This window comes from Pseudonocardia sp. MH-G8 (assembly GCF_002262885.1).
Taxonomy (GTDB): Bacteria; Actinomycetota; Actinomycetes; order Mycobacteriales; family Pseudonocardiaceae; genus Pseudonocardia.
Window position 1 is genome coordinate 930,353 of record NZ_NKYF01000001.1, and the last position, 26,696, is coordinate 957,048.

Below are 26,696 nucleotides of genomic sequence, written 5' to 3' on the forward strand. Positions count from 1 at the left end.
ACGAAGTGCCCATTCCGACGATCATCACACCTATGGCCCGTCGCCGCCCGGCGCAGCACGCGCCGCGCACGCCCGCGCGGTCCGCCCCACCGGCCCGGAACAGCGTCCGGTGCGGGCCGCCCGGGCGATCACCATCTCGTTCGGCTGCGTGCCGAGCGGGCAGCGATACACCAATCGGCCGTACGGAGCTTAGCCTGTTCAGCGGCTTCCGCTGCTGCACCTGCCACTTAGCCTGATCGTCAGGCCGGGGACGGACGGCAGGAGCCGCAGGGGGGGCGCTCCCGGGGTCGGAGGTGCCCCACCATGCCGTTCCTGTCCACCGTCACGCTGCTCACCGCGACGGCCAACCTCACCGGCACGACCCTCGTCACACTCGCGGGCGCGGGCCTGGTCGTGGCCTGGCTCCTGTCGCTGCTCCTGCACCCGCTCACAGCGTGCTCCGCGTGCAAGGGCACCCCGCGCTCGTACGGAGTGCTGGCCAGCCGCTCGTTCCGGCTCTGCCCGGCGTGCGGCGGGTCGGGGCGCCAACTCCGCATCGGCGCCCGGATCTGGCCGCAGAACCGCGACTAGCGGGGTGCCCACACCGTCGACCGGTCGCCGCGGTCGATTCGCACTCCCCCGATCATGAGGGGTGAACGCGCCTCGGCCGGGCCGATGATCACAGGTAAGGGGGTGGATCGGGACCACCGCAAGGTGCGCGAGCACGCAGCACGGGCGGACTCGTCCCGAACGGGCCTGGGCCCGCGCCGGGAACGGCCGCCCACCCAGCCACGATATTCGGCAGTTCTGCCAACCCGGCCACCCCGCCGACGGGCAGGGATCGGGGAACTCGGCCGACTGCGTCGAAGGCCGGGGGCAGGGTGTGAGGCAGTGGTCTCGAGCCGGGAACGGCGCGCCCACAGGAGCACCCCCACGCGCGGCCCGCATCGATCACGCGACGACGAGCACGCCGCGGCTGCTAGCGCAGCTTGTACTCCTTGAGCAGCCCGCGACTGATGATCGTCTTCTGGATCTCCGACGTGCCCTCCCCGATGAGCAGGAACGGCGCCTCGCGCATCAGCCGCTCGATCTCGTACTCCTTGGAGTAGCCGTAGCCGCCGTGGATGCGGAAGGACTCCTGCGTGACCTCCGCGCAGTACTCGCTCGCGAGCAGCTTGGCCATGCCCGCCTCCACGTCGAACCGCTCGCCCGAGTCCTTCATGCGGGCGGCGTTGACCATCATCAGGTGGGCGGCCTCCACCTTCGTGGCCATCTCGGCGAGCTTGAACGCGATGGCCTGGTGCTGGGCGATCGGCTTGCCGAACGTCTTGCGCTGCTGCGCGTACTCCACCGCGAGCTCGAACGCCCGGATCGCGATGCCGCAGGCGCGGGCGGCGACGTTCACGCGCCCGACCTCGACTCCGTCCATCATCTGGGCGAACCCGCCGCCCCGCCGGTCGCCGAGGATCTGCGCGGCGGGCACCCGGTGGCCGGAGAAGACCAGCTCCGTGGTGTCGACGCCCTTGTAGCCCATCTTGTCGATCTTGCCGGGCACCGTGAGGCCGGGCGCGACCTCGCCGTAGCCCTCCGGCTTGTCCACGAGGAAGCACGTGAGGTTCTGGTGCGCCCGCTCCGCGCCCTCGTCGGTGCGCACGAGCACGGCGGTCAGGTTGGACGTGCCGCCGTTGGTGAGCCACATCTTCGCGCCGTCGATCACGAAGTCGTCGCCGTCGGCCACCGCCTTCGTGGAGATCGCGGCCACGTCCGAACCGAGGTCCGGCTCCGACATCGAGAACGACCCGCGCACCTCCCCCGCCGCCATCCGCGGCAGGTAGCGCTGCTTCTGCTCGTCGGTGCCGTGGTGGGCGATCATGTGGGCCACGATGAAGTGGGTGTTGATCACGCCGGAGACGCTCATCCACCCCCGCGCGATCTGCTCGACGACCAGCGCGTAGGTCAGCAGCGACTCCCCGAGCCCGCCGAACTCCTCCGAGACGGTGAGCCCGAACAGGCCCATCTCCTTCATCCCGTCGACGATGTCCTGCGGGTAGGCGTCCGCGTGCTCCAGCGCGGTGGCGTGGGGGAGGATCTCCTTGTCCACGAACGTGCGGACCGTGGACAGGATCTCCTGCTGGATCTCGGTGAGACCGGCGGTCTGGGCGAGCTTGGCCATCGAACGTCCTCCCGACGCTGGGCGAGTTACCGGGCAGTATCCCCCGCGCGGCCAGCCGCAAGCTGTGAACGTCCGCACAGGGGCGCGACGATGGTCACTCCGGCGCAGCGTTCTGCGAAGTCGCGCCACGGGCGGCGGTTCACTCCGACGGGGGCGTCCAGCGGTCCGTGCGTTCCATTCCCGCCGCCCGGCCCTTGCCGCTGATCACCAGCGCCATCTTGCGGCTGGCCTCGTCGATCATCTCGTCGCCGATCATCGCCGCGCCGCGCTTGCCGCCCGCCTCGGAGGTGTAGTGCTCGTAGGCGTCGAGGATGTTCTCGGCGTGGTCGTAGTCCTCCTGGCGAGGGCTGAAGGTCTCGTTGGCCGCGTCGATCTGGCCCGGGTGCAGCACCCACTTGCCGTCGAAGCCCAGCGCCGCCGAGCGGCCGGCCACGCGGCTGAACCCGTCGACGTCCTTGATCTGCAGGTACGGCCCGTCGATGGCCTGCTTGTCGTGGGCGCGGGCGGCCATGAGGATGCTCATCAGGATGTGGTGGTAGGCGTCGCCGACGTCGTAGCCCGGGGGCTGCTCCCCCACCACCAGGGACTTCATGTTGATCGAGGCCATGAAGTCGGCAGGGCCGAAGATGATCGTCTCGACGCGCGGCGACGCCGTGGCGATCGCGTTGACGTTGGTCAGGCCGAGCGCGTTCTCGATCTGCGCCTCGATGCCGATCTTGCCGACCTCGTACCCCATGGCCTTCTCGATCTGGCTGAGCAGCAGGTCGAGGGCGACGACCTGCTCCGCGGTCTGCACCTTGGGCAGCATGATCGCGTCCAGGTTCGCGCCCGCGCCCTCGACGACCTCGGTGACGTCGCGGTAGGTCCACTCCGTGGTCCAGTCGTTCACCCGGACCACCCGGATCCGCTCGCCCCAGCCACCCTCGTTGAGCGCCTCGACGATCGTCTTGCGGGCACCGGGCTTGGCCAGCGGCGCGCAGGCGTCCTCGAGGTCGAGGAAGACCTGGTCGGCGGGCAGCGTGCGGGCCTTGTCGATGAACTTCTGGCTCGATCCCGGGACGGCGAGGCAGGAGCGGCGGGCACGGAGCTGGGTCGTGGTCACTGGCGGACTCCTCGTCGAGTGCGGCACGGGGTTGGGCCGATGCTGACACGCGACCCCGCCCGCGGCCGTGCGAGGTGAGGAGGTTCTCAGCCGGTCAGGGCACGGCGAGCAGCTCGCCGCGGGCCACCCGCGACACCCCGCCCTGCACCGAGGTGGCGACCGCCGCGCCGCCGCGCGCGGTGACGACGACCGCGAGCTGGGACGGGCGCCCCATCTCCGCGCCCTGGGCCACCACGAAACCGGTCTGCCCGTCGGCGGCCAGCAGGCCCCGGTCGGCGAGGAAGACCCCGAGCGCGACGGCGGCCGAGCCGGTGGCCGGGTCCTCGACCACACCCACCTCCGGGGCGAACATCCGCAGGTGCGCGCGCCAGTCCGCCTGGTCGAAGGCGACCACCGCGATGCCGACGAGTTCGGGCATCCCGGACAGCTCGCGGCGCAGCGCGACCGGGTCGACCTGCACCCGTGCGACCGCGTCCGGGCGCACCGGCAGGAACGCGAACGGCACGCCCGCCGCGGCGACCCCGGCCGGCACCTCCACGACCGGATCTGCGGCGCCGAGCCCGACGGCGGCCGCGAGCGCCGCGCCGTCCAGCACGGGTCCGACCTCGGGGCGGCCCCCGTCGACGCGTGCCCAGTGCGCGTTCACCTGCACGGGTAGCAGGCCCGCGCCGCACTCCTGCACGACCTCTCCGGTGCGGATCAGCCCCGCCTGCGCCAGCACCCACGCGGCGCCGACGCTCGGGTGCCCGGCGAAGGGCAGCTCGCGCGACGGGGTGAAGATGCGCAACCGGTAATCGGCCTCCGGGGTCGTGGGCGGCAGCGGGAACGCGGTCTCGGAGAGCCCGAACTCCGCGGCGATCGCCTGCATCTGCCCGGTCTCGAGCACGTCGGCCCCGTGCACGACGGCCAGTGGGTTGCCGGTGTAGGCGCCGTCCGCGGTGAACACGTCCACCACGTCGTACCGGAGGGGATCCACAGTGGCACCTTAGGCTTCCGCACATGGGCGTCGAACGGGTCTACGTCGCACGGCTGGTGGGCCTTGCCGTGTTCGGGCCCGACGGTGAGCGCATCGGGAAGGTGCGCGACCTCGTCGCCACACTGCGCGTCGACTCGAGCCCGCCGCGGGTGCTCGGCGTGGTCGTCGAGCTCGCCACCCGGCGCCGGATCTTCGTGCCCATGCTGCGCGTCACGGCGATCGACCCCGGCGCCGTCACCCTCGCCACCGGGTCGGTGAGCCTGCGGGGCTTCGCGCAGCGTCCGAACGAGGCGTTGCTGGTGGGGCAGATGCTCGACGCACCCGTCCGGATCGTCGAGAGCGGCGAGGACGCGGTCGTCGTCGACGCGGCGATCGAGCCGACCCGGTCCCGCGACTGGGTCGTCGGCCGGTTGGCCGTGCGCATCCGCCGCCACCGGATCGGCCGCCGCGGGCTCGTGCAGGTGCTGCCCTGGCGCGCGGTCACCGGCCTCTCCCTCACCGACCGGCAGGGCACCGAGGGCCTGCTGTCGGTGTTCGAGACCATGCGTCCGGCCGACGTCGCCGCCGCGCTGTCGGAGCTGCCCGAGAAGCGCCAGCACGAGGTGGTCGACGGTCTCGACGACGAGCGGCTCGCCGACGTGTTCGAGGAGCTGTCCGAGTCCGACCAGCGCAACCTGCTCGCCCACCTGTCGCCCGAGCGCGCCGCGGACGTCCTCGAGGCGATGTCCCCGGACGACGCCGCCGACCTGCTGCACGAGCTGCCCGACGCCGAGTCCGACGCGCTGCTGGCCCTGATGCAGCCCGAGGAGTCCGAGCCGGTGCGCCGGCTGATGAGCTACTCGTCCGACACCGCGGGCGGGCTCATGACTCCCGAGCCGGTCATCCTGCGCCCGGACGCCACCGTGGCCGAGGCGCTCGCCCGCATCCGCAACCCCGACATCCCGCCCGCGCTGGCGAGCATGGTCTTCGTCTGCCGGCCGCCGTCGGGCACCCCGACCGGGCGCTACCTCGGGTGCGCGCACGCGCAGCGGCTGCTGCGGGCGGCCCCGTTCGAACTGGTGGCCGGCGTCGTCGACAGCGAGCTGGCGCGGTTGTCCCCCGAGGCCACGCTCGGTGAGATCACCCGGTACTTCGCGGCGTACAACCTGGTGGCCGGTCCCGTCGTCGACGCCGAGGACCACCTGCTCGGCGCCGTCACGGTGGACGACGTCCTCGACCACCTCCTCCCGCCGGACTGGCGCGACCGCCTGACCGACCCCGACCGGACCAGCGAGGTGTCGGATGCCTGAGAACACCACCTACCGCAGGCTCGACCAGCCGCTGCTGGGCCGCGCCCGGTTCGAGGTCGACCCCGAGTGGTTCGCCCGCTTCTCCGAGCGGATCGCCCGTTTCCTGGGCACCGGCCGGTTCCTCGCGATCCAGTCGGTGATCGTCATCGTCTGGATCGCGGTGAACCTCGTCGCCTGGTCCGGACGGTGGGATCCCTACCCGTTCATCCTGCTCAACCTGGCCTTCTCCACGCAGGCCGCGTACGCGGCGCCGCTGATCCTGCTCGCGCAGAACCGCCAGGACGACCGCGACCGCGTGTCGCTCGAGGAGGACCGCGCCCGCGCCGAGCGGACGAAGGCCGACACCGAGTACCTGGCCCGCGAGCTCGCCGCGCTGCGGATCGCGGTGGGCGAGGTGGCCACCCGGGACTACCTGCGCGGCGAGCTCGACAAGCTCTGCGACCGGCTCGGCGGCGATCCGGACCCGGCCACCGAACGCGCGCGGGCCAGGCTCAGTCGGCGAGCTGACGGGTGAGCCGCTCCAGCACGTGCAGGTCTGCCTCCTCCAGACGCGTCACGAAGTGCTGCGTGACGCCGCGCAGATGGGTGCGCGACGCGATCCGCAGCCGGTTGACCCCGCTTTCGGTGAGCCGCGCGGCCACGCCGCGCCCGTCGCCCTCGACCCGGCAGCGGGACACGAGCCCTGCCTTCTCCAGCCGGTCGACCAGGCGCGTGACACCGGAACGGGACAGCAGCACCGCGTCCGCGAGCTCGGTCATCCGCAGCCGCCGGCCCGGCGCCTCGGCCAGCTGGACGAGCACGTCGTAGGAGGCGAGGGAGAGGTCCTGCTCGGTCACCAGCTCCGCCTCGAGGGCCCGCGTGATCGCGGCGTGGGCCCGCAGGAACGCCCGCCACGCCGCCAGCTGCTCGCGCGTCGGCCCGGACCGCGGCCGGGCTGCAGCGGGCTCGGCGGCGCCGTGTCCCGGGGTGGGCGCGGTGGGAGCGGCGGTGTCCGTCACGGGCCACGATGCTACGGACGCGGGGCCCCGAGGGCACGGACGTACAGTGGAAAGACGGGTGCGGAAGCCGCGCCCGGCAGCGTCGCGCCGTCGATGGAAGGTCCAGCGGAACCTCTGATGTCCACCACCGAGAGCACCAGCACCGTCGAGCAGGCCGTGCGGGCCGCGCTCGCCACCGTCGACGACCCCGAGATCCACAAGCCGATCACCGACCTCGGCATGGTGAAGGGCGTCTCGGTCGCGCCGGACGGACGCGCCCACGTGGGCGTCTACCTCACCGTGGCCGGCTGCCCGATGCGCGAGACGATCACCTCGCGCGTCACCGAGGCCGTCTCGAAGGTCTCCGGGATCACGGCCGTCGAGGTCGAGCTCGACGTCATGAGCGACGAGCAGCGCACCGAGCTGCGGCGCAGCCTCCGCGGCGACGCGGCCGAGCCGGTGATCCCGTTCGCCCAGCCCGGCTCGCTCACGCGCGTGTACTGCGTGGCGTCGGGCAAGGGTGGGGTCGGCAAGTCCTCCATCACCGTCAACCTGGCTGCCGCGATGGCGGCGAAGGGCCTGTCGGTGGGAGTGGTGGACGCCGACATCTACGGCCACTCGGTGCCGCGGATGCTCGGCACCACCGACCGACCCACCAAGGTCGAGAACATGATCATGCCGCCGCAGGCGCACGGTGTGAAGGTCATCTCGATCGGGATGTTCACACCGGGCAACGACGCCGTCGTGTGGCGCGGCCCGATGCTGCACCGGGCCCTGCAGCAGTTCCTCGCCGACGTGTACTGGGGCGACCTGGACGTCCTGCTGCTCGACCTGCCCCCCGGCACCGGCGACATCGCGATCTCCACCGCGCAGCTCGTGCCCAACGCGGAGCTGCTGGTGGTCACCACGCCGCAGACCGCGGCGGCCGAGGTGGCCGAGCGGGCCGGCTCGATCGCGCTGCAGACCCGCCAGCGTCTCGCCGGCGTCGTCGAGAACATGTCGTGGATGGAGATGCCCGACGGCACCCGCATGGAGGTGTTCGGCTCGGGCGGCGGCCAGGTGGTCGCCGATTCCCTCACCCGCGCCATCGGGGCTCCGGTCCCGCTGCTCGGGCAGGTGCCGCTGGAGCCGCAGCTGCGCGAATGCGGCGACTCCGGCAACCCGATCGTGCTCGCCGATCCGGAGAGCGCGTCGGCGCAGGCCCTGCGCGCGGTGGCGGAGAAGCTCACCGTGCGCTCGCGGGGCCTCGCCGGGATGTCGCTGAACATCAGTCCGGTCCGCAAGTAGGCCGTGAGTGGATAGGAGTGCTCCCGCACTCCTATCCACTCACGCCCTCGGGTCAGGCCCGCACGGCCTCCGCCCAGAGACCCACGGCCTCGTCCACCTGCTCGGCCTTCACGATCAGCGGCGGGATCATCCGCACCACGTTGCCGTGCGGGCCGCACGTGAGCAGCAGCAGTCCCTTCTCCGCGGCGGCCGCGTGGGCCCGGGTGGCGGCCGCCGTGTCCGGTGCGCCGTCGGGCGTGCAGAACTCGTTGCCCACCATGAGCCCGAGGCCGCGGACGTCGGCGATGCCCGGGTGGTCGGCCGCCACCTTCTGCAGGCCGTCGCGCAGGCGCAGGCCCTGCTCGGCGGCGTTCGCCACCAGGCCCTCCTCCTCGATGACGTCGAGCGTGGCGAGCGCGGCGGCACAGGCCACCGCGTTGCCGCCGTAGGTGCCGCCCTGCGAACCCGGCCACGCCTTGGCCATCAGCTCCTCGCTCGCCGCGATGCCCGACAGCGGGAACCCGCTGGCCAGGCCCTTCGCCGTGATCAGGATGTCCGGGGTGGCGCCCTCGGCGTGCTGGTGGCCCCAGAACTTGCCGGTGCGCCCGAACCCGGTCTGCACCTCGTCGGCGATCAGCAGGATCCCGTGCGCGTCGGCCCGCTCCCGCAGACCGGCGAGGAACGCGGGCGGGGTGGGCACGTACCCGCCCTCCCCCAGCACCGGCTCGACGATGAACGCGGCGACGTCCGCGGCGGGCGCGGCGGTGATGAGCAGGCGGTCGAGCTCCCGCAGGGAGAACGCCACCGCCTCCTCCTCGGTCCAGCCGTAGCGGAACGCGTAGGGGAACGGCGCGAACGCGACGCCGCCCATCATCGGCCCGATCCCGGCCCTGATCTTCGACCCGGACGTCGTGAGCGCGGCGGCGCCCATCGTGCGCCCGTGGAAGCCACCGTCGAAGGCCACGACCGTCGAACGTCCGGTGGCCTGGCGGGCCAGCCGCACCGACGCCTCGACGGCCTCGCTACCGGAGTTGAGGAAGAAGACGCGGTCCAGCGCGGACGGCAGCACGTCGCCGAGCCGCTCGGCCAGGCGCAGCAGCGGCTGGTGCATGACGGTGGTGTACTGGCCGTGGATGAGGGTGGCCACCTGCTCCTGTGCGGCGGCCACGACCTTCGGGTGGCAGTGCCCGGTGCTCGTGACGCCGATGCCCGCGGTGAAGTCGAGGTAGCGCCTCCCCGCGGTGTCGACGACGTGGACGCCCTCGCCGCGCGCCACCTGCACGGGGGTGGCCTGCTTCAGGGCCGGGGACAGCTGCGCCATGACACTCCTTGCCTTGTCCTATTGTCGACAATCCGGATCCGATGGAAGCACGGCGGGCCGCTACGGGGCAAGGGCACGAACCCCGTCGCGTGTCACGTCGACCGGCCCTCACCGGCACCGCGCTGGTGCAGCGCCACCCTGACCTTCACGGTCGCCGCGTGAGGAGTCAGGCCGGGACGGCGGGCGCTCCGGGCGCCGCATCGGGGGCGATGATGCGCTCCACCGCGTCTGCCATGTGCGACTCCAGCACCGCGGTGAGCCGGCCCGTGTCGCCGTCGCGGACGGCGTCGCGCAACTCCCGGTGCTCGGCGATCAGCGCCGTCGCCGGCGGGAGCGTGTCCTGCAGCGCGGCGAGGCACATCCGCGTCTCGACGAGCAGCGCGTCCGCCATCCGGCGCAGCCGCGGGCTGCCCGACGCGGCCACGAACTCGTGGTGGAAGGCGTGGTCGGCGTCGGCGAGCGCCACGGGGTCGTCCGCGACCTCCTCCATCCGCTCCAGCGCCGCGGTGAGCCGCTCCGCGACCCCCGCCCGGTCGCCGGTCAGCAGCAGCAGGCCGGCGGCCCGCTCCACGGCGGCGCGCGCCGTGTAGACGTCGCGGACGTCCGCCTCATCCAGGTCCCGCACGAACAACCCGCGGTGCCGCTCGCTGCGCAGCAGCCCTTCGGCCACCAGCCGCTGCATGGCCTCGCGCAACGGCCCCCGGCTCACGCCCAGCCGCGCCGCGAGCTCCACCTCGCCGAGCTGGGTGCCCGGCGGGAAGGTGCCGCGCATGATCGCCGTACGGAGGCGGTCGGCCACGATCGCGGCCGTCGACCGCCGCTCGACCGGCTCCAGCTCACTCAGATCCAAGGCTCCTCCCGCGCAGTGCCGATGCTCACTCCGCAAGCTCCGTTCGGCCGGCGAACAGGGCACCGAAGCCGGGCCGCGGGGTGTCCACGCCCGCCAGCCGCAGCCCCTGCCAGATGCTCACCTGGTTGGCCGTCAGCACCGGCTTGCCGACCCGGGCGTCCAGCCGGTCGAGCAGCCCCACCGTGTGCAGGGCCGTGTCGGGCAGCAGAACGGCCTGGGCATCCGGGTGGTCCGCGGCCGCGGCGAAATCGAGCACGGTCTCCTCGGGCAGCGTGCCGACCTCGGCCGCCGTGATGATCCCCCTCGCCGACAGCGAGAGAACCTCGATCCCCGCGACAGCGAGGAACGCGACGAACCGCTCGGCGACGTCGTCGGGGTAGGTGGCGCCCACCGCGACACGCGTGACGCCCAGCCGCGCGCACGCGTCCACGAACGCGAAGGAGGTGCTCGACGCGGGCACGCCCGCCGTCGCCTCGAGGGCCTTCACCTGCGACGTCGCGCCGTCCCAGCCGAACACGAAACTTCCGCTGGTGCAGGCCCACACCACGGAGTCGAGCGGGGCGTCGATCGCACGCACGCCGGCGGCGAGCACGTCGTCACCCCCGATGTCGAGCAGCGCGTCGACGCGGTGCGCGTCCTCACGCATCTCGGTGTGCACGAGCGACAACCGCGGGCCGCCGAGGCGCGACTCGGCGAGCGGGTAGTCGTCCTCGGCCGAGAATCCCGGGTAGAGGATGCCGACGGTGGGTGTCATACGACTCCTGGTGTGAGGTGTTCCGATGTGCGGTGTTCCGGTGCGAGCTGCTCTTGCGCGAGGTGGTCGTGCGCGCTCAGCAGGCTGCCACCGCCCACCGCCTCGCGGCCCATGGCCCGCAGGGCGGCCCACATGGTGACCTGGTTGGCGGTGAGCACCGGCTTGCCGAGCGCCTGTTCGAGGGGCTCGATGAGGTCGTAGGTGGGCAGGTTGGTGCAGCTGATGAACAGCGCGTCGGCGTCGTCGCGGTCCGCGGCGCTCACGATCTCGACGACCTCGGCGTAGCTGACCCGCCAGATGTTGCCCAGCAGGCCGAGTCCTTCGCTCGACACCGTGCGCACGCCGTGCTCGGCCAGGTACGCGACGAGCCGGCGCGTCACCGGCTCGACGTAGGGCGTGGCGATCGCCAACCGGGCGATGCCGAGCACCCGCAGGGCATCGATCAACGCCCCGGACGTGGTGGTGGCCACAGGCGCGCCCGCGTCCTCGATCGTGCGGCGCAGCACCTCCTCGCCGGTGGCACCCTCGACGAAGCTGCCGGACGTGCAGGCGTAGGCGACGACGCCGGGTTCGGGGGTCAGGACGTCGCGGGTGGCGCGGCGGACCGCGCGCCGGTCGCCGCAGGCCACCGCCATCTCGACGGTGACGGGTGTGGTGAAGAACGGCAGCCGGGTGAGGTAGAGCGACACGTCCTCGGGCGCCCACCGCCACAACTCGCGGTCGAGGGCGAAGTCGAACGGCGCAACGACGCCGATCCCCTGCTGCCGGGCCGGTTCGGTGAGACCGACCGAGAGCTCGGTGGGCATTGGTGGCTACCGGGCGTCTGCGGGGTCGAGCCGCTCGTACACCAGCCGCTCGCCGACGCTGCCGGAGCGCCAGACGTCGTGGCAGGCCTCCGCCATGCCGTCGAGGCCCTCGACGATCGTGGCGTAGACGTTGCCCGGCACCCACCCGACATCGCCGTTGATCAGCAGGTTGTTGCGGCCGTAGAAGATGGCGAGGTCGATGGCGCCGGCGTCCTGGTCGATCCCCTGGTCGTCCTTGAACGCGCTGTCGAGCATGCCGCCGCCGAAGTCGAACAGCACGACGTCGCCCGGGATCGGCGTGATGGTGGTGTTCTCCCGGCCGACCTCCGCGAACCGGGGCACCATCGTGTAGACCTCGTTGCGCGCGTACTTGGCGTGCTGGGCGTCGCCGCCGAGCGGGCCGCCCTCGAGCGCCTGCCAGACGGCGGCGCTGGTGCGCGGGGCATCCTTCTCCAGCAGCTCGGCCACGCAGGACACAGCACGGCGGGCGAGGGTGATGCGGATGAACTTCGACATGTGCCGCTCCCGGCGTCCGAGGGGTACCGCAGCGCCGCGGATTGTTGACAATAGTACGAGCGCTTCCTAGCGTGTCAATGGTCGTGCCCCGCTCGGGAAGGTCTCGCCGAATTGCCCGTTTCTGCAGGTCAGCGTGTCACCCCGAGGATCACGGTGTTGCACGGTGACGATCGCCCGCCAGGCTTGTCCGAAGACGGCCTGCGCTTCGCCACCGGGGCCACCCTCGCCGAGGCCCTTCCCGGCACCGAGGTGCTGCTCGTCTGGGACTTCACCTCCGACGCCGTGCGCGACGCGTGGCCCGCCGCCGACTCCGTGCGCTGGGTGCACACCGCCAGCGCCGGCGTCGACCGGCTCACCTTCCCCGGCCTGCTCTCCTCTCCGGTCACCCTCACGAACTCGCGGGGCGTCTTCGACGCGCCCATGGCGGAGTACGTGCTCGGACTGGTCCTGGCCATGGCCAAGGACCTCCCCGGCACGATCCACGCGCAGTCGCGCCGCGAGTGGCGCCACCGCGAGACCGAGCCGGTGGCCGGCCGCACCGCCGTGGTCGTGGGCGGGGGGCCGATCGGGCGCGCGATCGCCCGCCTGCTCGAGGCCGTCGGGATGACGGTGGAGCTGGTGGGGCGCCGGGACTTCGACGGCCTGCCCCGGCTCCTCCCCCGCGCCGACTGGCTCGTGCTCGCCGCACCCCTGACCGACGCCACCCGCGGGATGCTCGACGCCGACATGCTCGCCTCGCTCCGCCCGTCCGCCCGAGTGATCAACGTGGGTCGCGGCGCACTCGTCGTCGAGCCCGACCTGGTGGAAGCCCTGGCCGCGGGCCGGATCGGCGGCGCCGCGCTCGACGTCTTCGCGAGCGAACCCCTCCCGGCCGAATCGCCGCTGTGGGAGCTGCCCGGCGTGATCGTCTCGCCGCACATGTCCGGTGACCTCATCGGCTGGCGCGAGGCGCTGGTGGAAGTGTTCCGCGACAACCTCGAGCGCTACCGCGCGGGCGAACCGCTGCGCAACGTCGTGGACAAGTCGCTCGGCTACGTGACGACCTCTGGAGCATCTGCATGACCTCGGACCGCACCGCGGACCTCACCGCCACCGAACTGCTCGCGGCCTACCGCTCCGGCGAGCTCTCGCCGGTGGAGGCCACCGAGGCTGCACTGGAACGCATCGAGCGCCACGACCCGGACGTCAACGCGTTCTGCCTCGTCGACGCCGACGCCGCGCTCGCGGGCGCCAAGGCGTCCGCGGAGCGTTGGCAGCGCGGGGAGCCCGACGGTGCGCTCGACGGCGTGCCGATCTCGATCAAGGACATCCTGCTCACCCGCGGCTGGCCCACCCGGCGTGGCTCCCGCACGGTCGACCCCACCGGGCCGTGGGAGGTCGACGGCCCGCACGTGGCGCGCGTGCGCGAGCAGGGCGCAGTGCTGCTGGGCAAGACCACCACCCCGGAGCTGGCCTGGAAGGGCGTCACCGACAACCCGCTCACCGGGGTCACCCGCAACCCGTGGGACACCACCCGCACCGCCGGTGGCTCGTCCGGCGGGAGCGCGGCCGCCGTGGCGCTCGGGATGGGGCCGCTGAGCCTCGGCACCGACGGCGGCGGCTCGGTGCGCATCCCCGCCGCCTTCACCGGCACCACCACCATCAAGCCGACCTACGGGCGCGTGCCGCACTACCCGGCGAGCCCGTTCGGCACGCTCGCCCACGTCGGGCCGATGACGCGCACGGCGGCCGACGCGGCCCTGCTGCTCGATGTCGTGTCCGGTGCCGACACCCGCGACCCGTGGACGCTCGCCCCCACCGACTCGGCTGTCGCCGCGCTCGACGCCGGCGTGGCCGGACTGCGGATCGCGGTGAGCCCCACGTTGGGCTACGTCGACGTGCACCCCGGCGTCGCGGCCGCGGTTGCGGCCGCGGTGCAGGTGTTCACCGAACTGGGCGCCGAGGTCGAGGAGGCCGACCCCGGTTTCACCGACCCGGTCGAGGCGTTCGAACTGCTGTGGTTCTCCGGCGTGGCCAAGTCGCTCGAGCACATCGGTCCCGTCGAGCGGGCGCAGATGGATCAGGGGCTCGTCGCCGTCGCCGAGCAGGGCGCACGGGCGTCCGCGGTGCAGTACCTGGGCGCGATGGCCGTGCGCAACGACCTCGGCGCCCTCATGGGCGAGTTCCACAGCCGCTACGACCTGCTGCTCACCCCGACCGTGCCGATCCCCGCGTTCGAGGCCGGGGTCGAGGTGCCGGCCGGCTCTCCCCGGGAGCGCTGGACGTCCTGGACCCCGTTCACGTACCCGTTCAACATGACCCAGCAGCCGGCAGCGAGCGTGCCCTGCGGGTTCGCCGACGGGCTGCCGGTGGGCCTGCAGATCGTCGGCCCGCGCCACGCCGACAACGCGGTGCTGGCCGCAGCCCACGCCTACCAGCAGGCGACCGACTGGCACACCCACCGCCCCTGACCCCAAACCCGCGAGTCGGGGCCCCAAACCCGCGAGTCGGGATGCACTCGGGTCGTGGTCCGGGCTCAGCGGGATGGAACTCGCCGCGGCACTCGGCTTGATCGCCGGATCAGGGACAAGGGCTGCGGGGACAACCTGTTGCCGGATCGGTCAGGCCCGCACCGCGGCCGCAACGTCGATCACGGGCACATGGTGGACAGTCGATCTTCGACCACGACCATCCGCCCGTGGTCGACGCTGCCGCTAGGGCGCGGTCCGCGGTGATCGATCTGATCAGTACCTGGGTGCGGGTGCTGCGACGGTGGCGTACATGTCGGAGCGATCAGGGCCGGGTGATCGGTCCGAGAAGTGCGTGGGTGCTGTCGCGGCGACGTCAGGTACTTCTCGCAGCGATCACCATCGCGCCTCCGCGGGCCCCATTCGGCAACACGCTCCGGATGCAGCCCCTGTCCCCATCCTGGCGATCATCCCGAGTTCCGAGGCCATGAGGCGGCCAGTCGGTCAGACGTATCCCGGATGTCGCCTGGTCAGGTGGCGTCGGGGTCGACCGGGGGAAGCTCGTTCTTCGCGAGGCGCTCGGGCACGGGCGGCGGCGTGCTCTTCGCCAGGTTCGGCTTCGGAGCGTGGCCGTTGGGCTTCGGCGCGGGCGGGTCGTCGTCGAACAGGGTGCGCTGCACCGCCGTGCGGGGGTTGAAGTTGCGCAGGCCCCGCAGCTCCTCGAGCGGTTTGCGCAGCTCGTCGAACTCCGGGCCGAGCTCGCCGCGCAGCTGCTCCCGCGCCCCGGTGGCGTAGTCACGCACCTGGCGGATCGCCCGGGCGGACCAGGCCGCCGCGGATGGCAGTCGTTCGGGGCCGAGGATGAACAGCCCGGCCACGATCAACACGAGGATCTCGCCCCAGCCGATGCTGTCGAACACGGTGTCAGCCTACTTCTAGTCCGAGGCGAGGACGACCGACACGGTGAGCGGCCTGCCCTCGCGGATCAGCTCGACCTCGACGGTGTCGCCGGGGTTGTGCTCGCGGTAGGCGACGACGAGCTCGTCCGCCCCCGCGATGGGCCGGTCGGCGAGCCGGACGATCACATCGCCCTCGGCGATGCCCGCCGCCTCGGCCGCGCCTCCCTGCTGGACGTTCTGCACCTGGGCGCCGTCGGTGGTGCCGTCGCTGACCGAGCGGGCGTTGATGCCGATCTCGGCGTGGGTGACGGCGCCGCCGCGGATGAGCTCCTCCGCGATGCCGCGCGCGTCGTCGATGGGGATCGCGAACCCGAGGCCGATCGAACCGCCCTCGCCCATGCCGAGGCTGCGGATCGCCGTGTTGATCCCGACGACGGCGCCCGTGGAGTCGACCAGCGGACCGCCCGAGTTGCCCGGGTTGATCGCCGCGTCGGTCTGGACGGCGTCGATCACCGCGTTGGTGTCCGTGCCCGCCCCGTCGAGGCGCACCGGACGGTTCACGGCGCTGACGATGCCCTCCGTGACGGTGCCGGCCAGGCCCAGGGGGGAGCCGATGGCGATCACCCCGTCCCCCACGGCGAGCTCGCCCGACGACCCGATGGTGGCCACCACGGGGTTGGCGACCTCCACCTTGACGACGGCGAGGTCGGTCTTCGGGTCGCGGCCGACGATCTGCGCGCCGGTACGCGTGCCGTCGTGGAACACGGCCTCGATCTGGGCGCCGCTCGCCTCGGCGGCCGGGGCGACCACGTGGTTGTTGGTGAGCACGTAGCCGGCGGGGTCGATGATGACGCCCGATCCCCCGCCGCCCTCGTCGCCGACGCGGATCTCGAACGAGACGACGGCGGGCACCGTGCGGCGGGCGATGTCGGCCACCGAGCCCGGCGGGCGCTCCCGCGCCTGCACCGACTGGGTGATGGTGGGGTCGGGGTCGGTGAGGCCGTCGGCGCCCTCGGCGGTGACGCGGCCGACGAGACCGCCCGCCGCGCCGACGAGCACCGCGATGGCGGCGAGCGCGATCAGCGCCCTCGGATCCACGCGACGGCCGAAGAGCACCTCGCGCAGGCTGAGCCGGGCGCCCTCACCACGCACGGAGGAGCCGGTGCGGGTCGGCGGGCCGGCGGGCGGGCCGAGGGCCGCGGCGCTGTCCGGGTCGCGCCACGGGTCGCGCTCGGCGTTCTCGTCCCAGAACGTGCCGTCGTGCTGCCCGTCGTGCTGCGCGCCGTTCTCCGGGCGTTGCAGGGCCGGTGCGGACGGGTCGGGCCGACCGAACGCGCTCGCCAGCGCCGCGGGGGGCGGGGCCACGAGCGTGGTGCGCGCGGACGACACGGAGCCGTTGCGCGGGGCCGCGAAGCCGCCTTCGACGCCGCCGGGGCGGCCGAACACGTCGGCGATCGAGGGGTCCACCGCAGGACGCTCGATCGGTCGCGGTCCGAGGCGCGGCGCCCCGTCGCCGGCATCGGGTCGCGCCCCGCCCTCGGCGTCAGGACGCGGCGCGCCGTCGACATCAGGTCGCTGCGCGTTGTCGGCGTCGGGGTCCTGGCGATCACCCGAACGCTCCGCGGGAGTGCTGCGCTCGTTCATCGCTCGACGGGCTCCTGGACTGTGCGGACCGGACGCCACCAGCCTGCCTCAGTGGCGGTGAAGTCTGCGTAGCCGACGGGGTGCGGGGCCTGCGTCAGGGCAGACCGGGAACCGTGCCGGGCACGTGGTCGAGCGGCGGTGCCGGCGCCGTGGTGGGCGGGACCGCAGTGGGCGCGGGCGTGGCCGAGGGGGGCGGCGGGAGCTCCAGCCGCGCGTCGACCGGGCTGGCTCCGCCGCGCACCTCACCCGGCAGGGTCGGCGCGGGGTCGGACGGGCCGTCCGCCGCGGCGGGGAGTGCGAACGCGATGGCCCCGATGGCGAGCCCGGACACGGCGACGCCGGTGCCGAGCCGCAGCCCCCGGTGCGGGCGCCTGCCGTGCACGGAGCGGGTGACCGCGTCGGCGCGCGGCGGCGCGACCCGCTCGGGACGCAGCACGGAGACGAACTGGCCTTCCGCGGTGACGGCGAGCCCGGCCGGCGGGGCGGGGAGGTCGGTGTCCTGCGGGATGGACCGCAGGCTGGAGAGCAGCGAGCTGGGGAGACTGGGGCAGTCCGCCGTGCGCAGCGCGGCGCGCGCCTGCCCCTGGGCGACGACCTGGGCGGCGCACTCGCGGCACCGGGCGAGGTGCTGGGTGGCGCGCAGGTGCGGGCCGGCGGCGAGCTCGTCGTCGACGTACGCGACGATGGCGTCGGACGACAGGTGATCATGACCCCAGTCCGGGGTGGTCACCGAGATGCGCCAACGCCCTGAGCTCACGCGTGAACCTCCTCGACTTCCGTCCGGCGACGCTCGAGCGCGGTGCGCAGCGCGGCCCGGCCCCGGTGGATCCTGCTCCTCACCGTACCGAGCTTCACGCCGAGCGTGGCGCCGATCTCCTCGTAGGAGAGGCCTTCCACGTCACACAGCACGACCGCGGCACGGAACTCGGGGGGCAGCTCGTCCAGCGCGGCCTGCAGCTGCGGGTCGAGGTGGGTGTCGGAGAACACCTTCTCCGGCTCCGGACCGCTGCCGGGAAGCCGGTCGGTGTCCTCGGGGAGCGCCTCCATCCGGATGCGGGAGCGGCGGCGCACCATGTCCAGGAACAGGTTCGTGGTGATGCGGTGCAGCCAGCCCTCGAAGGTGCCCGGCTTGTAGGAGGCCAGGGAGCGGAACACCCGGACGAACGTCTCCTGGGTGAGGTCCTCGGCGTCGTACGGGTTCCCGGTGAGCCGGTAGGCCAGGCGGTACACCCGGTCCGCGTGCTCGCGCACCACGTCGTCCCAGCTCGGGGGCGTCCACTCTGCCCCGTCACCGGGCAGCACGGTATTGCGCGTCAACGCGGGTGAGCCCTCGCTCATGGTCGGGTGCCACCTCCTGCGGCGGGTCGTGCCCTCCGGCCAACGGGGCACCGGAGCGTTGAGTTCCCGGTACCTCCACGGCCGACGACCCCGACCGATGGCTCCTACGGTGCCCGATACCCGTGAATAAGGGGTGAGAACCGGCTGAGAGGAGCCTGATAGATCTGGGTCGGTAGCCTTCAACCATGTGGGTCCCGGACGCAGCTACCGATCTGTGGGCGCTGCGCGACCACGTCGCATCCTATCTGGCTGAGGACGACGCGCTGCTGTCCGCGCGAGCGGCGGCAGCCCGGGCGGGCTGCGTGCCCGTGGAGCCCGATGCGGGAGCCGCCCTGCGGTTCCTGGCCGCGACGATCGGTGCGCGCGCCGTAGTGGAAGTCGGCACCGGCACCGGGGTGAGCGGGCTGTGGCTGCTGCACGGGATGGCCGCCGACGGCGTCCTGACCTCGATCGACGTCGATCCGGAGCACCAGCGCGTCGCCCGGGGCGGGTTCACCGAGGCGGGCTACGGGCCGTCGCGGTTCCGGCTGATCAACGGGATGGGGCTCGAGGTGCTCCCCCGGCTCACCGATGCGGGGTACGACCTGGTGTTCGTCGACGCGGGCGCGGCCGACCACGCCCGCTACCTCGACGAGGCCGTGCGCCTGCTGCGCCCCGGCGGGATCGTGGTCCTCGCGGGAGTGCTCACCGCCAACGTCCTGGACCCGGAGGCCGACGACGCCGTCACCCTCGCGCAGCGTGAGGTGTCTCACCAGGTGCGCCAGGACGAGCAGCTCGTCCCGCTGCTGCTCCCCCTCGGTGACGGGCTCCTGGCCGCGCTCAAGGCCGGCTGACGCCACCGTTCAGAGGGCTGTGGCGCCCTTGCCCAGCACGACCACACCGCCCTGGCTGACCGTGTAGCGCGCACGGTCGAGCCCGAGGTCGACGCCCACCAGCGCGCCGTCGGGGATCACCACGTTCTTGTCCAGGATCGCCCCGCGGACCACCGCGCCGCGCCCGACGCGCGCGCCCGGGAGCACGACGGAGTCCGACACCTCGGCCCCGGCGTCGATCCGCACGTTCGGGCTGATCACCGACCGGCGCACGATGGCACCGGAGATGATCGTGCCGGCGCCGACGATGGAGTCCTGGGCGATCCCGCCCTCCACGAACTTCGCCGGGGGCAGTGGCGCCATCGCCGTGCGGATCGGCCACCCCTGGTTGTAGAGGTTGAAGATGGGGTGCACCGAGACCAGGTCGGTGTGCGCCTCGTAGAACGCGTCGACGGTGCCGACGTCGCGCCAGTAGCCGCTGTCGCGGTCGGTGGCCCCGGGCACGACGTTGTCGGCGAAGTCGTACACGGTGGCGTCGCCCTGCCCGACCAGGCGCGGGATGATGTCGCCGCCCATGTCGTGGTCGGAGTCGCCGTCCTCGGCGTCGGCGCGCAGCGCGTCGAGCAGCACTTCGGTGGTGAAGATGTAGTTGCCCATGGAGGCGAACGTGACGTCGGGGTCGTCGGGCACCGACGGCGGGTCCGAGGGCTTCTCCAGGAAGTCCGTGATCCGCCCACCGGGCTCGGAGTTGATCACCCCGAACGCCTTGGCCTCGGCGCGCGGCACCCGGATGCCCGCGACGGTGACGCCCGCACCGCTCTCGATGTGGTGGGCGAGCATCTGACCCGGGTCCATCCGGTAGACGTGGTCGGCACCGAACACCGCGATGTACTCGGGCCGCTCGTCGTAGACGAGGTTGAGGCTCTGGAAGATCGCGTCGGCGCTGCCGGTGTACCAGCGCCTGCCGAGCCGCTGCTGGGCCGGCACCGTGGTGATGTACTGCCCGAGCACGCTGGACAACCGCCAGGTGGTGGAGATGTGGCGGTCCAGGGAGTGGGACTTGTACTGGGTGAGCACGCAGATGCGGTGCATGCCCGAGTTCACCAGGTTGGACAGCACGAAGTCGATCAGCCGGTAGTTGCCGCCGAACGGCACCGCCGGCTTCGCGCGGTCGGCGGTGAGGGGCCACAGCCGCTTGCCCTCACCACCGGCGAGCACGATCCCCAGGACGTTGGCGCCCATCACCAGTGGTGAGGCGGGCGACAACCGAGCCGCCGTCATGCGTGTGCTCCGATCGCGGCCCGTGGGGCCGGGCTCGCCGGCAGGGTCGTCACGCGTCCGACCCTAGTGCTCTCCCTGGGTGCCGGGCCACCGGAACGGTGGGTGACACCCGCGATCCGTCCGCTGATGGCCTACCGTTCGCGCGTGCGGATAGGCCTGCTCACCCGCGAGTACCCCCCGGACGTCTACGGCGGTGCCGGCGTGCACGTGGAGCACCTCGTGCCGGCGGTGCGCGAACTGGTGGACGTCGACGTGCACTGCTTCGGCGAGCCGCGCCCCGCTCACCCGGGCACTCACGCGCACCTGCCCCCGCCGTCGCTGGCGGAGGCGAACCCCGCGTTGCAGACGTTGGGTGTGGACCTGTCGATGGTCGCCGCGCTCGGCGGCGTCGACATGGTCCACTCCCATACCTGGTACGCGAACATGGCCGGGCACATCGCGAAGGTGCTGCACGGCGTGCCGCACGTGGTGACCGCGCACTCGCTGGAGCCGCGCAGGCCGTGGAAGGCCGAGCAGCTCGGTGGCGGCTACCGGCTCTCGTCCTGGGTGGAGCGCACCGCGTACGAGGCCGCCGACGCGGTGATCGCGGTGAGCGCCGGGATGCGACGCGACGTGCTCGACTGCTACCCCGCGCTCGACCCGGACCGCGTGCACGTGGTGCACAACGGCATCGACACCGCCTTCTACCACCCCGACCCCGCTCGGGACGCCCTGCGCGCCGCCGGGGTCGACCCGGACCGGCCGAGTGTCGTGTTCGTCGGGCGGATCACGCGCCAGAAGGGGCTCGCCCACCTCGTCGCGGCCGCGCACCGGATCGACGCAGGTGCCCAGATCGTGTTGTGCGCGGGCGCGCCGGACACCCCCGAGATCGCCGCGGAGACCGAGGCCGCCGTGGCCGAGCTGGCCGCAGCGCGCCCGGGCGTGGTGTGGGTGCGCAGGATGCTGCCCACCGCCGAGGTGCGCCAACTCCTGTCCGCGGCCACCGTGTTCGTCTGCCCGTCGGTCTACGAGCCGCTCGGCATCGTCAACCTGGAGGCGATGGCCTGCGGCACCGCCGTGGTCGCCTCCGACGTGGGCGGGATCCCGGAGGTCGTCGCCGACGGGGAGACCGGCCTGCTCGTGCACCTCGACGAGGGCGACGTGGACGGATTCCGCTCAGGGCTCGCCGATGCGGTGAACGCGCTGCTCGCCGACCCGTCCCGGGCCGCCGCGATGGGCAGGGCGGGCCGGGCGCGGGCCGAGCGCGAGTTCAGCTGGTCGCAGGCGGCCGCCCGCACCGTGGAGGTCTACCGCGGGCTCACCTGAGGCCGGAGGCGGCGCGGGCCCGGGCGCGGGCCCGGTGCGCGGCCACCGCGGAACGGTTGGCGCACGCCGCCGAGCAGTAGCGGCGCGCGGCGTTGCGCGAGGAGTCGGCGAAGACCTTGGCGCACCCGTCGGCCGCGCAGCGGCCGTGACGGGAGATGCCGTACTCGGACACGAGCATCGCCAGCGCGAACGCGGTGGTGGCGCGCATCCGGTCGACGAGCCCGGCCTCCGGGGCCGCGTAGTGCAGGTGCCAGCCCTCGGTGTCCTCGTGGGAGGTCAGGTGGGGCTCGACGGAGACGTCGACCAGCAGGGCGTTGATCGCGGCGGCGGCCTCCTGGACCGTCGAGACCTCGAACGCCGTGCGCAACCTGCGCGCCCACGCCCGTAGCGCGGGTTCGACGCTGTCCGGGGCGTCCAGCGCGCGGTAGGAGTGCGCGAGGAGCACGCCGCGCAGCTGGTCGGTCACCCGACCCTCCGGGTCCTCGATCACCGCGTTCACCAGGTCGACCGCGGCACCGAGCGCGTCGCTGCGGTAACCGATGAAGTCCATTTGCCTATTACTATCACACCGCTTCGGTGTAAGGTGCGAAGCCAGTAGACCTATTACCGAGGGGAGGCGCGCCGATGCGGTGCGCGCAGTGCGGGTGGCCCGGCGACGAGACCGAGGTGCTGTCCACGCACCCCACCTCGCAGGGATGGGTGCGGTACCGGCGCTGCGTGTGCGGCCGGATCGCGATCGAACTGGTGACGCCGAGCACGGCGGGAACGCAGGTGGCCGCCGCCGACACGCGGCGGTAGAGCCACAACGACGGAACGGCACCGGCAGACGATCGAGGTCGTCGGCCGGTGCCGTTCGTCGGAACCGGGGGCCCGCAGGTGGCGGGCGGTGCGCTCAGCCGGAGGCGGCCTTGAGGGCGTCACCGAGGTTGCCGGCCTCCTCGGCGGACATCTCGACGACCAGGCGGCCGCCACCCTCGAGAGGGACGCGCATCACGATGCCCCGACCCTCCTTGGTCACCTCCAGGGGACCATCACCGGTCCGGGGCTTCATCGCCGCCATCTCCTGCCTCCTCCGTCGTGTAGTGGCCAGAGCCGTTGGCATCGCGGAACGTTGCCGCTGCACCGGGGAGAGCGCGCGGCGAGGATGCTGGGAACATCTTTCCTCATCGGCCGGACAGGAGTGAAACCGGAGCGATCTACTTCCCGGGGCGTTCACCCTGCGAAGTCATGGGGTCGCTGCCCGCCAGCACTCCGCGACGTGATCATCCACCATCCCGGTGGCCTGCATGAGCGCGTAACACGTCGTGGGGCCGACGAAACGCAGCCCGGCCCGTTTCAGGGCGCGCGCCATCGCGACGGACTCCGGCGACGTCGCCGGCACCTCCGCGAGCGTGGCGGGCCGCCCGTGGGCGGCCGGGTCGGGCGCGAAGGACCACAGCAGCTCGTCGAGCGGCCGATCGAGCTCCAGGACGTGCCGCGCGTTGGAGATGGTGGCCGCGATCTTGGCGCGGTTGCGGACGATCCCCGCATCGGCCAGCAGCCGCTGGACGTCGGCGTCGCCGAACGCGGCGACGGCGGCCGGGTCGAAGCCGGCGAACGCCGCGCGGAACGCCGGGCGTTTGCGCAGGATCACCAGCCACGACAGGCCGGACTGGAAACCCTCGAGGCTCAGCCGCTCGAACAGCGCGGTGACACCGCGCAGCGGGCGGCCCCACTCGTCGTCGTGGTAGGCGACGTACTCGGGCGCAGAGCCCGCCCACCCGCAGCGGACCCGGCCGTCACCCGTCGGGGCGGTGGTCGGTTCAGCCACGGCGACGGTGCTCCTGCTCGCACTGGCGTGCCATGCGGCGCAGCGACTGCGCGACACCCGCACGGAACGCCGGGCGCAGAACGCGCCACCCGATCGCGCCGAGGCGCCCCATCGGCAGGTCCAACAGCTCCGACCACAGCACCCGGGCCCGGTCCCCGCCCAGCGGCACCACCTCGAACACGCCGTCGCCCCGCACCACGCGGCCGAGGTGGCGGACCACGCAGCGCCGCAGCGACGTCCACTCCACGATCTCCATGCGATCGGTGACGCCGATCCGCCCGACCCCGGTGACCGCCTCCAGCGTGGCGCCCGACCGCCTGCCGTCGCCGCCGCTGGTGACGCGGACCCGGGTGCCGAGCATCCAGTCGCCCTGCCGCTCCCAGTCGGTGACCTTCCGCCAGACGGCCTCTGGTGGCGCCGCGACCTCGACCGGCACCGTGAGCTCGACGCGGGTCACCGTTCCCCCTCGGTGCGCAGGGCACCGTCCTGGTACCCGCCCGCGTGGCTGGGCCGCCGCCCGGACTCCAACTCCGCGACGCGGGCCTCCAGCCCGTTGCGCTGCGCGTCGGCGCGGTCCAGCTCCTCGGCGAGCCTGGCGAGCACCCAGTCCACCTCGTCCATCCGGTAACCGCGGACCGCCTGCTGGAAGCGCAGCGCGCGGAGGTCGTCACCGCCGATCACGCCTGCGGGCAGCCGGGTGGGCGTGGCTCCCGGCGGCAGCGGCGCCAGCTCCTCGCCGCGTCCGAACACCAGCGAGGCCAGCCCGAACAGCGCGGCCCCGACCGCCGCGACGACCAACAGGTAGATCAGCGCGGTCCCCACCTGGCCCATCCCATCACGACGCCACGGTCACCGCACCAGCACCTCGCGCATGGGCGGCCGATCGGCGACCGCGACCGTGGCGGTGGTCGGGATCCACGCCCCGTCGATCTGCGCGAACTGGGTGAGGGCGCCCCCCGCGTCCGGTACCTCGCAACGGGCGAGCGCGGCGGCGAGGATCTGGCGGGCCATGACCCCGAGCTGCAGCAGCGACCGGTTCCGGTGCTTGCGCACGCCCAGGTTGACCTGCGCGAGCCCGTCCAGGCCCCGCTGGGAGAAGGTGTCGAGCAGCAACCCGATCTCCACGCCGTAGCCGGGCGCGAACGGCACCGACTCCAGCAGCTCGCGGGTGCCCGCGTACTCCCCGCCGAGGGGTTGCACGATGCCGGCGAGCTCGGGCCGCAGCGCGGCCAGCAGGGGGCGCGCGAGCAGCTCGGTGACCCGTCCGCCGCCCGTGTCGGCCTGCGCCGTCTCCAGCCGCAGCGGGCGCCGGTAGAAGCCCTTGACCAGCGCCACCCCGCGCTCGGTGAGCAGCGGACCGAGCAGGGCCGGGACGAAGCCGGGATCGAAGTCGACGAGGTCGGAGTCGAGGAAGCAGACGAGCTCACCGCTGGTGGCCGCGAGCGAGCGCCACAGCACCTCACCCTTGCCCGGCACCGGCTCGAGGTCCGGCAGGACGTCGGCGCGGTGCACCACCCGCGCACCCGCGGCGGCCGCGACCTGCACCGTCCGGTCGGTGGAGCCCGAGTCCACCACCACCAGCTCGTCGACGAGCGGCGCGGGCCCGCGCGTCAGCGGCACGATCGCCGCGACGATCGCCCCCACCGTGGCCTCCTCGTCGAGGGCGGGCAGCACGACCGACACGCGCCGCGCGGCCTTCGCCGTGACCAGCTCCTCGACGCTCCACCCGGGCTCCTGCCACGTCCGGCGGGCGAACCACTGCTCGGTGACCGGATCCACGGGGCCTCACTCCTCCGGGCGGCGGCTCCTCAAGGGCTCACGGGCCGGGCACAGGCGTCGAGCGCCTCGTCCACGTCCGTGGCGACCACCAGCCGCGTGATCGCCTCCGGGCGGACGAACCCCCGCTCACCCAGCCCGCGCACCCACTCCAGCAGACCCGCGTAGTGGCCGTCGGGATCGAGCAGCACCACCGGCTTGTCGTGCATCCGCAGGTAGCCGGCCGTCCACACCTCGAACAGCTCTTCGCAGGTGCCGACCCCGCCGGGCAGCGCCACGAACGCGTCGGCGTGGGCCTCCATCAGCGCCTTGCGCTCGCGCATCGTGTCGACGACCAGCAGCTCGTCGGAGTCGTGGTCGGCCCACTCCAGGTCCACCAGCGCCTGCGGGATCACCCCGGTGGTGCGGGCCCCGCCCGCTCGGGCCGCGGCGCCCACCGCGCCCATCATCGCCGCCTTCCCGCCCCCGGAGACGAGCTGCCAGCCGCGGGCGGCGATTCCCTTCCCCACGTCGGCGGCCAGGTCGAGGTAGTGCGCGGGCAGCCCCTCGATCGAGCCGCAGTAGACGCAGACCGCGAGCTGAGACCGGCTCAATGTGCTTCCTCCCAGGCCCGCCACGCCTCCTGCACGATCCCGACCGCGTCGTCGACGTCGTCGGTGAGGTGCAGCAGCGCGAGGTCCTTCTCCCCGATCTTGCCGCTGTCGAGCACCGTCTTGGCGATCCAGTCGTAGAGCCCGCCCCAGTACTCGGTGCCCAGCAGCACCACCGGGAACTTCGTGACCTTCTTGGTCTGCACGAGCGTGAGCGCCTCGAACAGCTCGTCCAGCGTGCCGAACCCGCCGGGCAGGCAGACGAACGCCTGCGAGTACTTCACGAACATCGTCTTGCGCGCGAAGAAGTAACGGAAGTTGATGCCCAGGTCCACCCAGTCGTTGAGGCCCTGCTCGAACGGCAGCTCGATGCCCAGCCCGACGGAGAACCCGCCCGCGTCCGAACAGCCCTTGTTGGCGGCCTCCATCACGCCGGGACCACCGCCGGTGATCACCGCGAAGCCGGCCTCCGCCAGTGCGGTGCCCAGCGCCCGGCCCTGGGCGTACTCGAGGTGGTCGCGCGGGGTGCGCGCCGAGCCGAAGACGGTGACCGCGCGCGGCAGCTCGGCGAGCATGCCGAAGCCCTCCACGAACTCCGCCTGGATCCGCATGACCCGCCACGGGTCGGTGTGCACCCAGTCGCTCGGGCCGCGCGAATCCAGCAGCCGCTGGTCGGTGGTGGTGGGTTCGTTGCGCCGCTCGCGGCGCAGCACCACCGGGCCCCTCTGCTTCTCCTCGGGCCGCCGATCACCGTTCGTGCTCATGCCCGCCACAGTAGTGACCGC

Annotated in this window: 31 protein-coding genes; 9 read left to right on the top strand and 22 right to left on the bottom strand. The window is 73.0% G+C overall.

All coding sequences use genetic code 11. The annotated features are described in order from the left end of the window. Positions 1-303 precede the first annotated feature (303 nt). Complete coding sequence (locus CFP66_RS04380; protein WP_094920505.1) at positions 304-570, top strand: hypothetical protein; 267 nt, start codon at positions 304-306, stop codon at positions 568-570. Positions 571-958: 388 nt separating this feature from the next. Here the strand turns inward: CFP66_RS04380 and CFP66_RS04385 are convergent, their stop codons facing one another. The 3 genes from CFP66_RS04385 to CFP66_RS04395 form a co-directional block, all read right to left on the bottom strand. Beyond that, on the bottom strand, positions 959-2,152 hold the full coding sequence (locus CFP66_RS04385; RefSeq protein ID WP_094920507.1) for an acyl-CoA dehydrogenase family protein: 1,194 nt from the start codon (positions 2,150-2,152) through the stop codon (positions 959-961). A gap of 139 nt (positions 2,153-2,291) precedes the next feature. Then, the gene (locus tag CFP66_RS04390; protein ID WP_094920508.1) at positions 2,292-3,254 is read right to left on the bottom strand and encodes a CoA ester lyase; all 963 of its coding nucleotides are present in this window, start codon (positions 3,252-3,254) and stop codon (positions 2,292-2,294) included. 94 nt (positions 3,255-3,348) lie between these two features. After that, positions 3,349-4,230, bottom strand: coding sequence for a PhzF family phenazine biosynthesis protein (locus CFP66_RS04395; RefSeq protein ID WP_094920510.1), 882 nt, complete (start codon positions 4,228-4,230; stop codon positions 3,349-3,351). Between the two features lie 23 nt (positions 4,231-4,253). Between CFP66_RS04395 and CFP66_RS04400 the strand changes: the two genes are divergently transcribed. Both CFP66_RS04400 and CFP66_RS04405 read left to right on the top strand, forming a co-directional pair. Further along, on the top strand, positions 4,254-5,519 hold the full coding sequence (locus CFP66_RS04400) for a magnesium transporter MgtE N-terminal domain-containing protein (RefSeq protein WP_094920512.1): 1,266 nt from the start codon (positions 4,254-4,256) through the stop codon (positions 5,517-5,519). Continuing rightward, complete coding sequence (locus CFP66_RS04405; RefSeq protein ID WP_094920513.1) at positions 5,512-6,033, top strand: DUF1003 domain-containing protein; 522 nt, start codon at positions 5,512-5,514, stop codon at positions 6,031-6,033. The genes CFP66_RS04400 and CFP66_RS04405 overlap by 8 nt, the downstream gene beginning before the upstream one ends. Here CFP66_RS04405 and CFP66_RS04410 read toward each other — a convergent pair. Then, positions 6,011-6,517, bottom strand: coding sequence for a MarR family winged helix-turn-helix transcriptional regulator (locus tag CFP66_RS04410; protein WP_369804953.1), 507 nt, complete (start codon positions 6,515-6,517; stop codon positions 6,011-6,013). The two genes, CFP66_RS04405 and CFP66_RS04410, sit on opposite strands and share 23 nt — an antisense overlap. Positions 6,518-6,634: 117 nt before the next feature. Between CFP66_RS04410 and CFP66_RS04415 the strand changes: the two genes are divergently transcribed. Next, the gene (locus CFP66_RS04415) at positions 6,635-7,783 is read left to right on the top strand and encodes an Mrp/NBP35 family ATP-binding protein (RefSeq protein ID WP_094920515.1); all 1,149 of its coding nucleotides are present in this window, start codon (positions 6,635-6,637) and stop codon (positions 7,781-7,783) included. Positions 7,784-7,835: 52 nt separating this feature from the next. Here the strand turns inward: CFP66_RS04415 and CFP66_RS04420 are convergent, their stop codons facing one another. The 5 genes from CFP66_RS04420 to CFP66_RS04440 form a co-directional block, all read right to left on the bottom strand. Then, the gene (locus CFP66_RS04420; RefSeq protein ID WP_094920517.1) at positions 7,836-9,083 is read right to left on the bottom strand and encodes an aspartate aminotransferase family protein; all 1,248 of its coding nucleotides are present in this window, start codon (positions 9,081-9,083) and stop codon (positions 7,836-7,838) included. Between the two features lie 166 nt (positions 9,084-9,249). Continuing rightward, the gene (locus CFP66_RS04425; RefSeq protein WP_094920518.1) at positions 9,250-9,933 is read right to left on the bottom strand and encodes a GntR family transcriptional regulator; all 684 of its coding nucleotides are present in this window, start codon (positions 9,931-9,933) and stop codon (positions 9,250-9,252) included. Positions 9,934-9,958: 25 nt separating this feature from the next. Beyond that, a complete protein-coding gene (locus tag CFP66_RS04430) occupies positions 9,959-10,687 on the bottom strand; it encodes a maleate cis-trans isomerase (RefSeq protein WP_094920520.1) in 729 nt (242 codons plus the stop codon). Then, positions 10,684-11,493 carry an Asp/Glu racemase gene (locus CFP66_RS04435; RefSeq protein ID WP_158228022.1) on the bottom strand — a complete coding sequence of 270 codons (810 nt, stop codon included), beginning with the start codon at positions 11,491-11,493 and terminating at the stop codon, positions 10,684-10,686. Before CFP66_RS04435 ends, CFP66_RS04430 begins: the two co-directional genes overlap by 4 nt. A 6-nt stretch (positions 11,494-11,499) precedes the next feature. Beyond that, positions 11,500-12,009 carry a DUF3830 family protein gene (locus CFP66_RS04440; protein ID WP_198961233.1) on the bottom strand — a complete coding sequence of 170 codons (510 nt, stop codon included), beginning with the start codon at positions 12,007-12,009 and terminating at the stop codon, positions 11,500-11,502. A gap of 111 nt (positions 12,010-12,120) precedes the next feature. Here CFP66_RS04440 and CFP66_RS04445 point away from each other — a divergent pair, with 111 nt between their 5' ends. Next, positions 12,121-13,071, top strand: a complete 951-nt coding sequence (locus CFP66_RS04445; RefSeq protein ID WP_094920521.1) for a D-2-hydroxyacid dehydrogenase — start codon at positions 12,121-12,123, stop codon at positions 13,069-13,071. Further along, a complete protein-coding gene (locus tag CFP66_RS04450) occupies positions 13,068-14,459 on the top strand; it encodes an amidase (protein ID WP_094920523.1) in 1,392 nt (463 codons plus the stop codon). Before CFP66_RS04445 ends, CFP66_RS04450 begins: the two co-directional genes overlap by 4 nt. 527 nt (positions 14,460-14,986) lie before the next feature. Here CFP66_RS04450 and tatB read toward each other — a convergent pair. The 4 genes from tatB to sigE form a co-directional block, all read right to left on the bottom strand. Then, positions 14,987-15,376, bottom strand: a complete 390-nt coding sequence (gene tatB / locus CFP66_RS04455) for a Sec-independent protein translocase protein TatB (protein WP_094920525.1) — start codon at positions 15,374-15,376, stop codon at positions 14,987-14,989. Between the two features lie 15 nt (positions 15,377-15,391). After that, positions 15,392-16,999, bottom strand: coding sequence for a S1C family serine protease (locus CFP66_RS04460; protein ID WP_094920526.1), 1,608 nt, complete (start codon positions 16,997-16,999; stop codon positions 15,392-15,394). A gap of 94 nt (positions 17,000-17,093) precedes the next feature. Further along, positions 17,094-17,756, bottom strand: coding sequence for an anti-sigma factor (locus CFP66_RS04465; RefSeq protein WP_143517111.1), 663 nt, complete (start codon positions 17,754-17,756; stop codon positions 17,094-17,096). Next, positions 17,753-18,337, bottom strand: a complete 585-nt coding sequence (gene sigE, locus CFP66_RS04470; protein ID WP_094920529.1) for an RNA polymerase sigma factor SigE — start codon at positions 18,335-18,337, stop codon at positions 17,753-17,755. The genes CFP66_RS04465 and sigE overlap by 4 nt, the downstream gene beginning before the upstream one ends. Positions 18,338-18,522: 185 nt before the next feature. Here sigE and CFP66_RS04475 point away from each other — a divergent pair, with 185 nt between their 5' ends. Then, positions 18,523-19,170, top strand: a complete 648-nt coding sequence (locus tag CFP66_RS04475) for an O-methyltransferase (protein WP_094920531.1) — start codon at positions 18,523-18,525, stop codon at positions 19,168-19,170. A gap of 9 nt (positions 19,171-19,179) precedes the next feature. On the opposite strand, the gene glgC is transcribed toward CFP66_RS04475, so the two are convergent. Continuing rightward, the gene (glgC, locus tag CFP66_RS04480) at positions 19,180-20,430 is read right to left on the bottom strand and encodes a glucose-1-phosphate adenylyltransferase (RefSeq protein WP_198961234.1); all 1,251 of its coding nucleotides are present in this window, start codon (positions 20,428-20,430) and stop codon (positions 19,180-19,182) included. Positions 20,431-20,574: 144 nt separating this feature from the next. Between glgC and glgA the strand changes: the two genes are divergently transcribed. Further along, on the top strand, positions 20,575-21,735 hold the full coding sequence (glgA, locus tag CFP66_RS04485) for a glycogen synthase (RefSeq protein WP_094921529.1): 1,161 nt from the start codon (positions 20,575-20,577) through the stop codon (positions 21,733-21,735). Here glgA and CFP66_RS04490 read toward each other — a convergent pair. After that, positions 21,728-22,285, bottom strand: a complete 558-nt coding sequence (locus CFP66_RS04490) for a CGNR zinc finger domain-containing protein (protein WP_094920534.1) — start codon at positions 22,283-22,285, stop codon at positions 21,728-21,730. The genes glgA and CFP66_RS04490 overlap by 8 nt on opposite strands. A gap of 74 nt (positions 22,286-22,359) precedes the next feature. Between CFP66_RS04490 and CFP66_RS47820 the strand changes: the two genes are divergently transcribed. Continuing rightward, positions 22,360-22,533, top strand: a complete 174-nt coding sequence (locus CFP66_RS47820; protein ID WP_158228023.1) for a hypothetical protein — start codon at positions 22,360-22,362, stop codon at positions 22,531-22,533. A gap of 94 nt (positions 22,534-22,627) precedes the next feature. Here the strand turns inward: CFP66_RS47820 and CFP66_RS04495 are convergent, their stop codons facing one another. From CFP66_RS04495 to CFP66_RS04525, 7 genes are all read right to left on the bottom strand, one after another. Then, the gene (locus CFP66_RS04495; protein WP_094920536.1) at positions 22,628-22,795 is read right to left on the bottom strand and encodes a DUF3117 domain-containing protein; all 168 of its coding nucleotides are present in this window, start codon (positions 22,793-22,795) and stop codon (positions 22,628-22,630) included. A 165-nt stretch (positions 22,796-22,960) separates the two neighbouring features. Next, positions 22,961-23,545, bottom strand: a complete 585-nt coding sequence (locus tag CFP66_RS04500) for a DNA-3-methyladenine glycosylase I (protein WP_094920537.1) — start codon at positions 23,543-23,545, stop codon at positions 22,961-22,963. After that, the gene (locus CFP66_RS04505) at positions 23,538-24,002 is read right to left on the bottom strand and encodes an SRPBCC family protein (protein WP_094920539.1); all 465 of its coding nucleotides are present in this window, start codon (positions 24,000-24,002) and stop codon (positions 23,538-23,540) included. Before CFP66_RS04505 ends, CFP66_RS04500 begins: the two co-directional genes overlap by 8 nt. Then, positions 23,999-24,367 carry a DivIVA domain-containing protein gene (locus CFP66_RS04510; RefSeq protein ID WP_094921530.1) on the bottom strand — a complete coding sequence of 123 codons (369 nt, stop codon included), beginning with the start codon at positions 24,365-24,367 and terminating at the stop codon, positions 23,999-24,001. Before CFP66_RS04510 ends, CFP66_RS04505 begins: the two co-directional genes overlap by 4 nt. A gap of 27 nt (positions 24,368-24,394) precedes the next feature. Further along, on the bottom strand, positions 24,395-25,324 hold the full coding sequence (locus CFP66_RS04515) for a glucosyl-3-phosphoglycerate synthase (RefSeq protein ID WP_094920543.1): 930 nt from the start codon (positions 25,322-25,324) through the stop codon (positions 24,395-24,397). A 29-nt stretch (positions 25,325-25,353) separates the two neighbouring features. Continuing rightward, a complete protein-coding gene (locus CFP66_RS04520) occupies positions 25,354-25,914 on the bottom strand; it encodes a TIGR00730 family Rossman fold protein (RefSeq protein WP_094920545.1) in 561 nt (186 codons plus the stop codon). Next, positions 25,911-26,675 carry a TIGR00730 family Rossman fold protein gene (locus CFP66_RS04525; protein WP_094921532.1) on the bottom strand — a complete coding sequence of 255 codons (765 nt, stop codon included), beginning with the start codon at positions 26,673-26,675 and terminating at the stop codon, positions 25,911-25,913. The genes CFP66_RS04520 and CFP66_RS04525 overlap by 4 nt, the downstream gene beginning before the upstream one ends. Positions 26,676-26,696 lie beyond the last annotated feature (21 nt).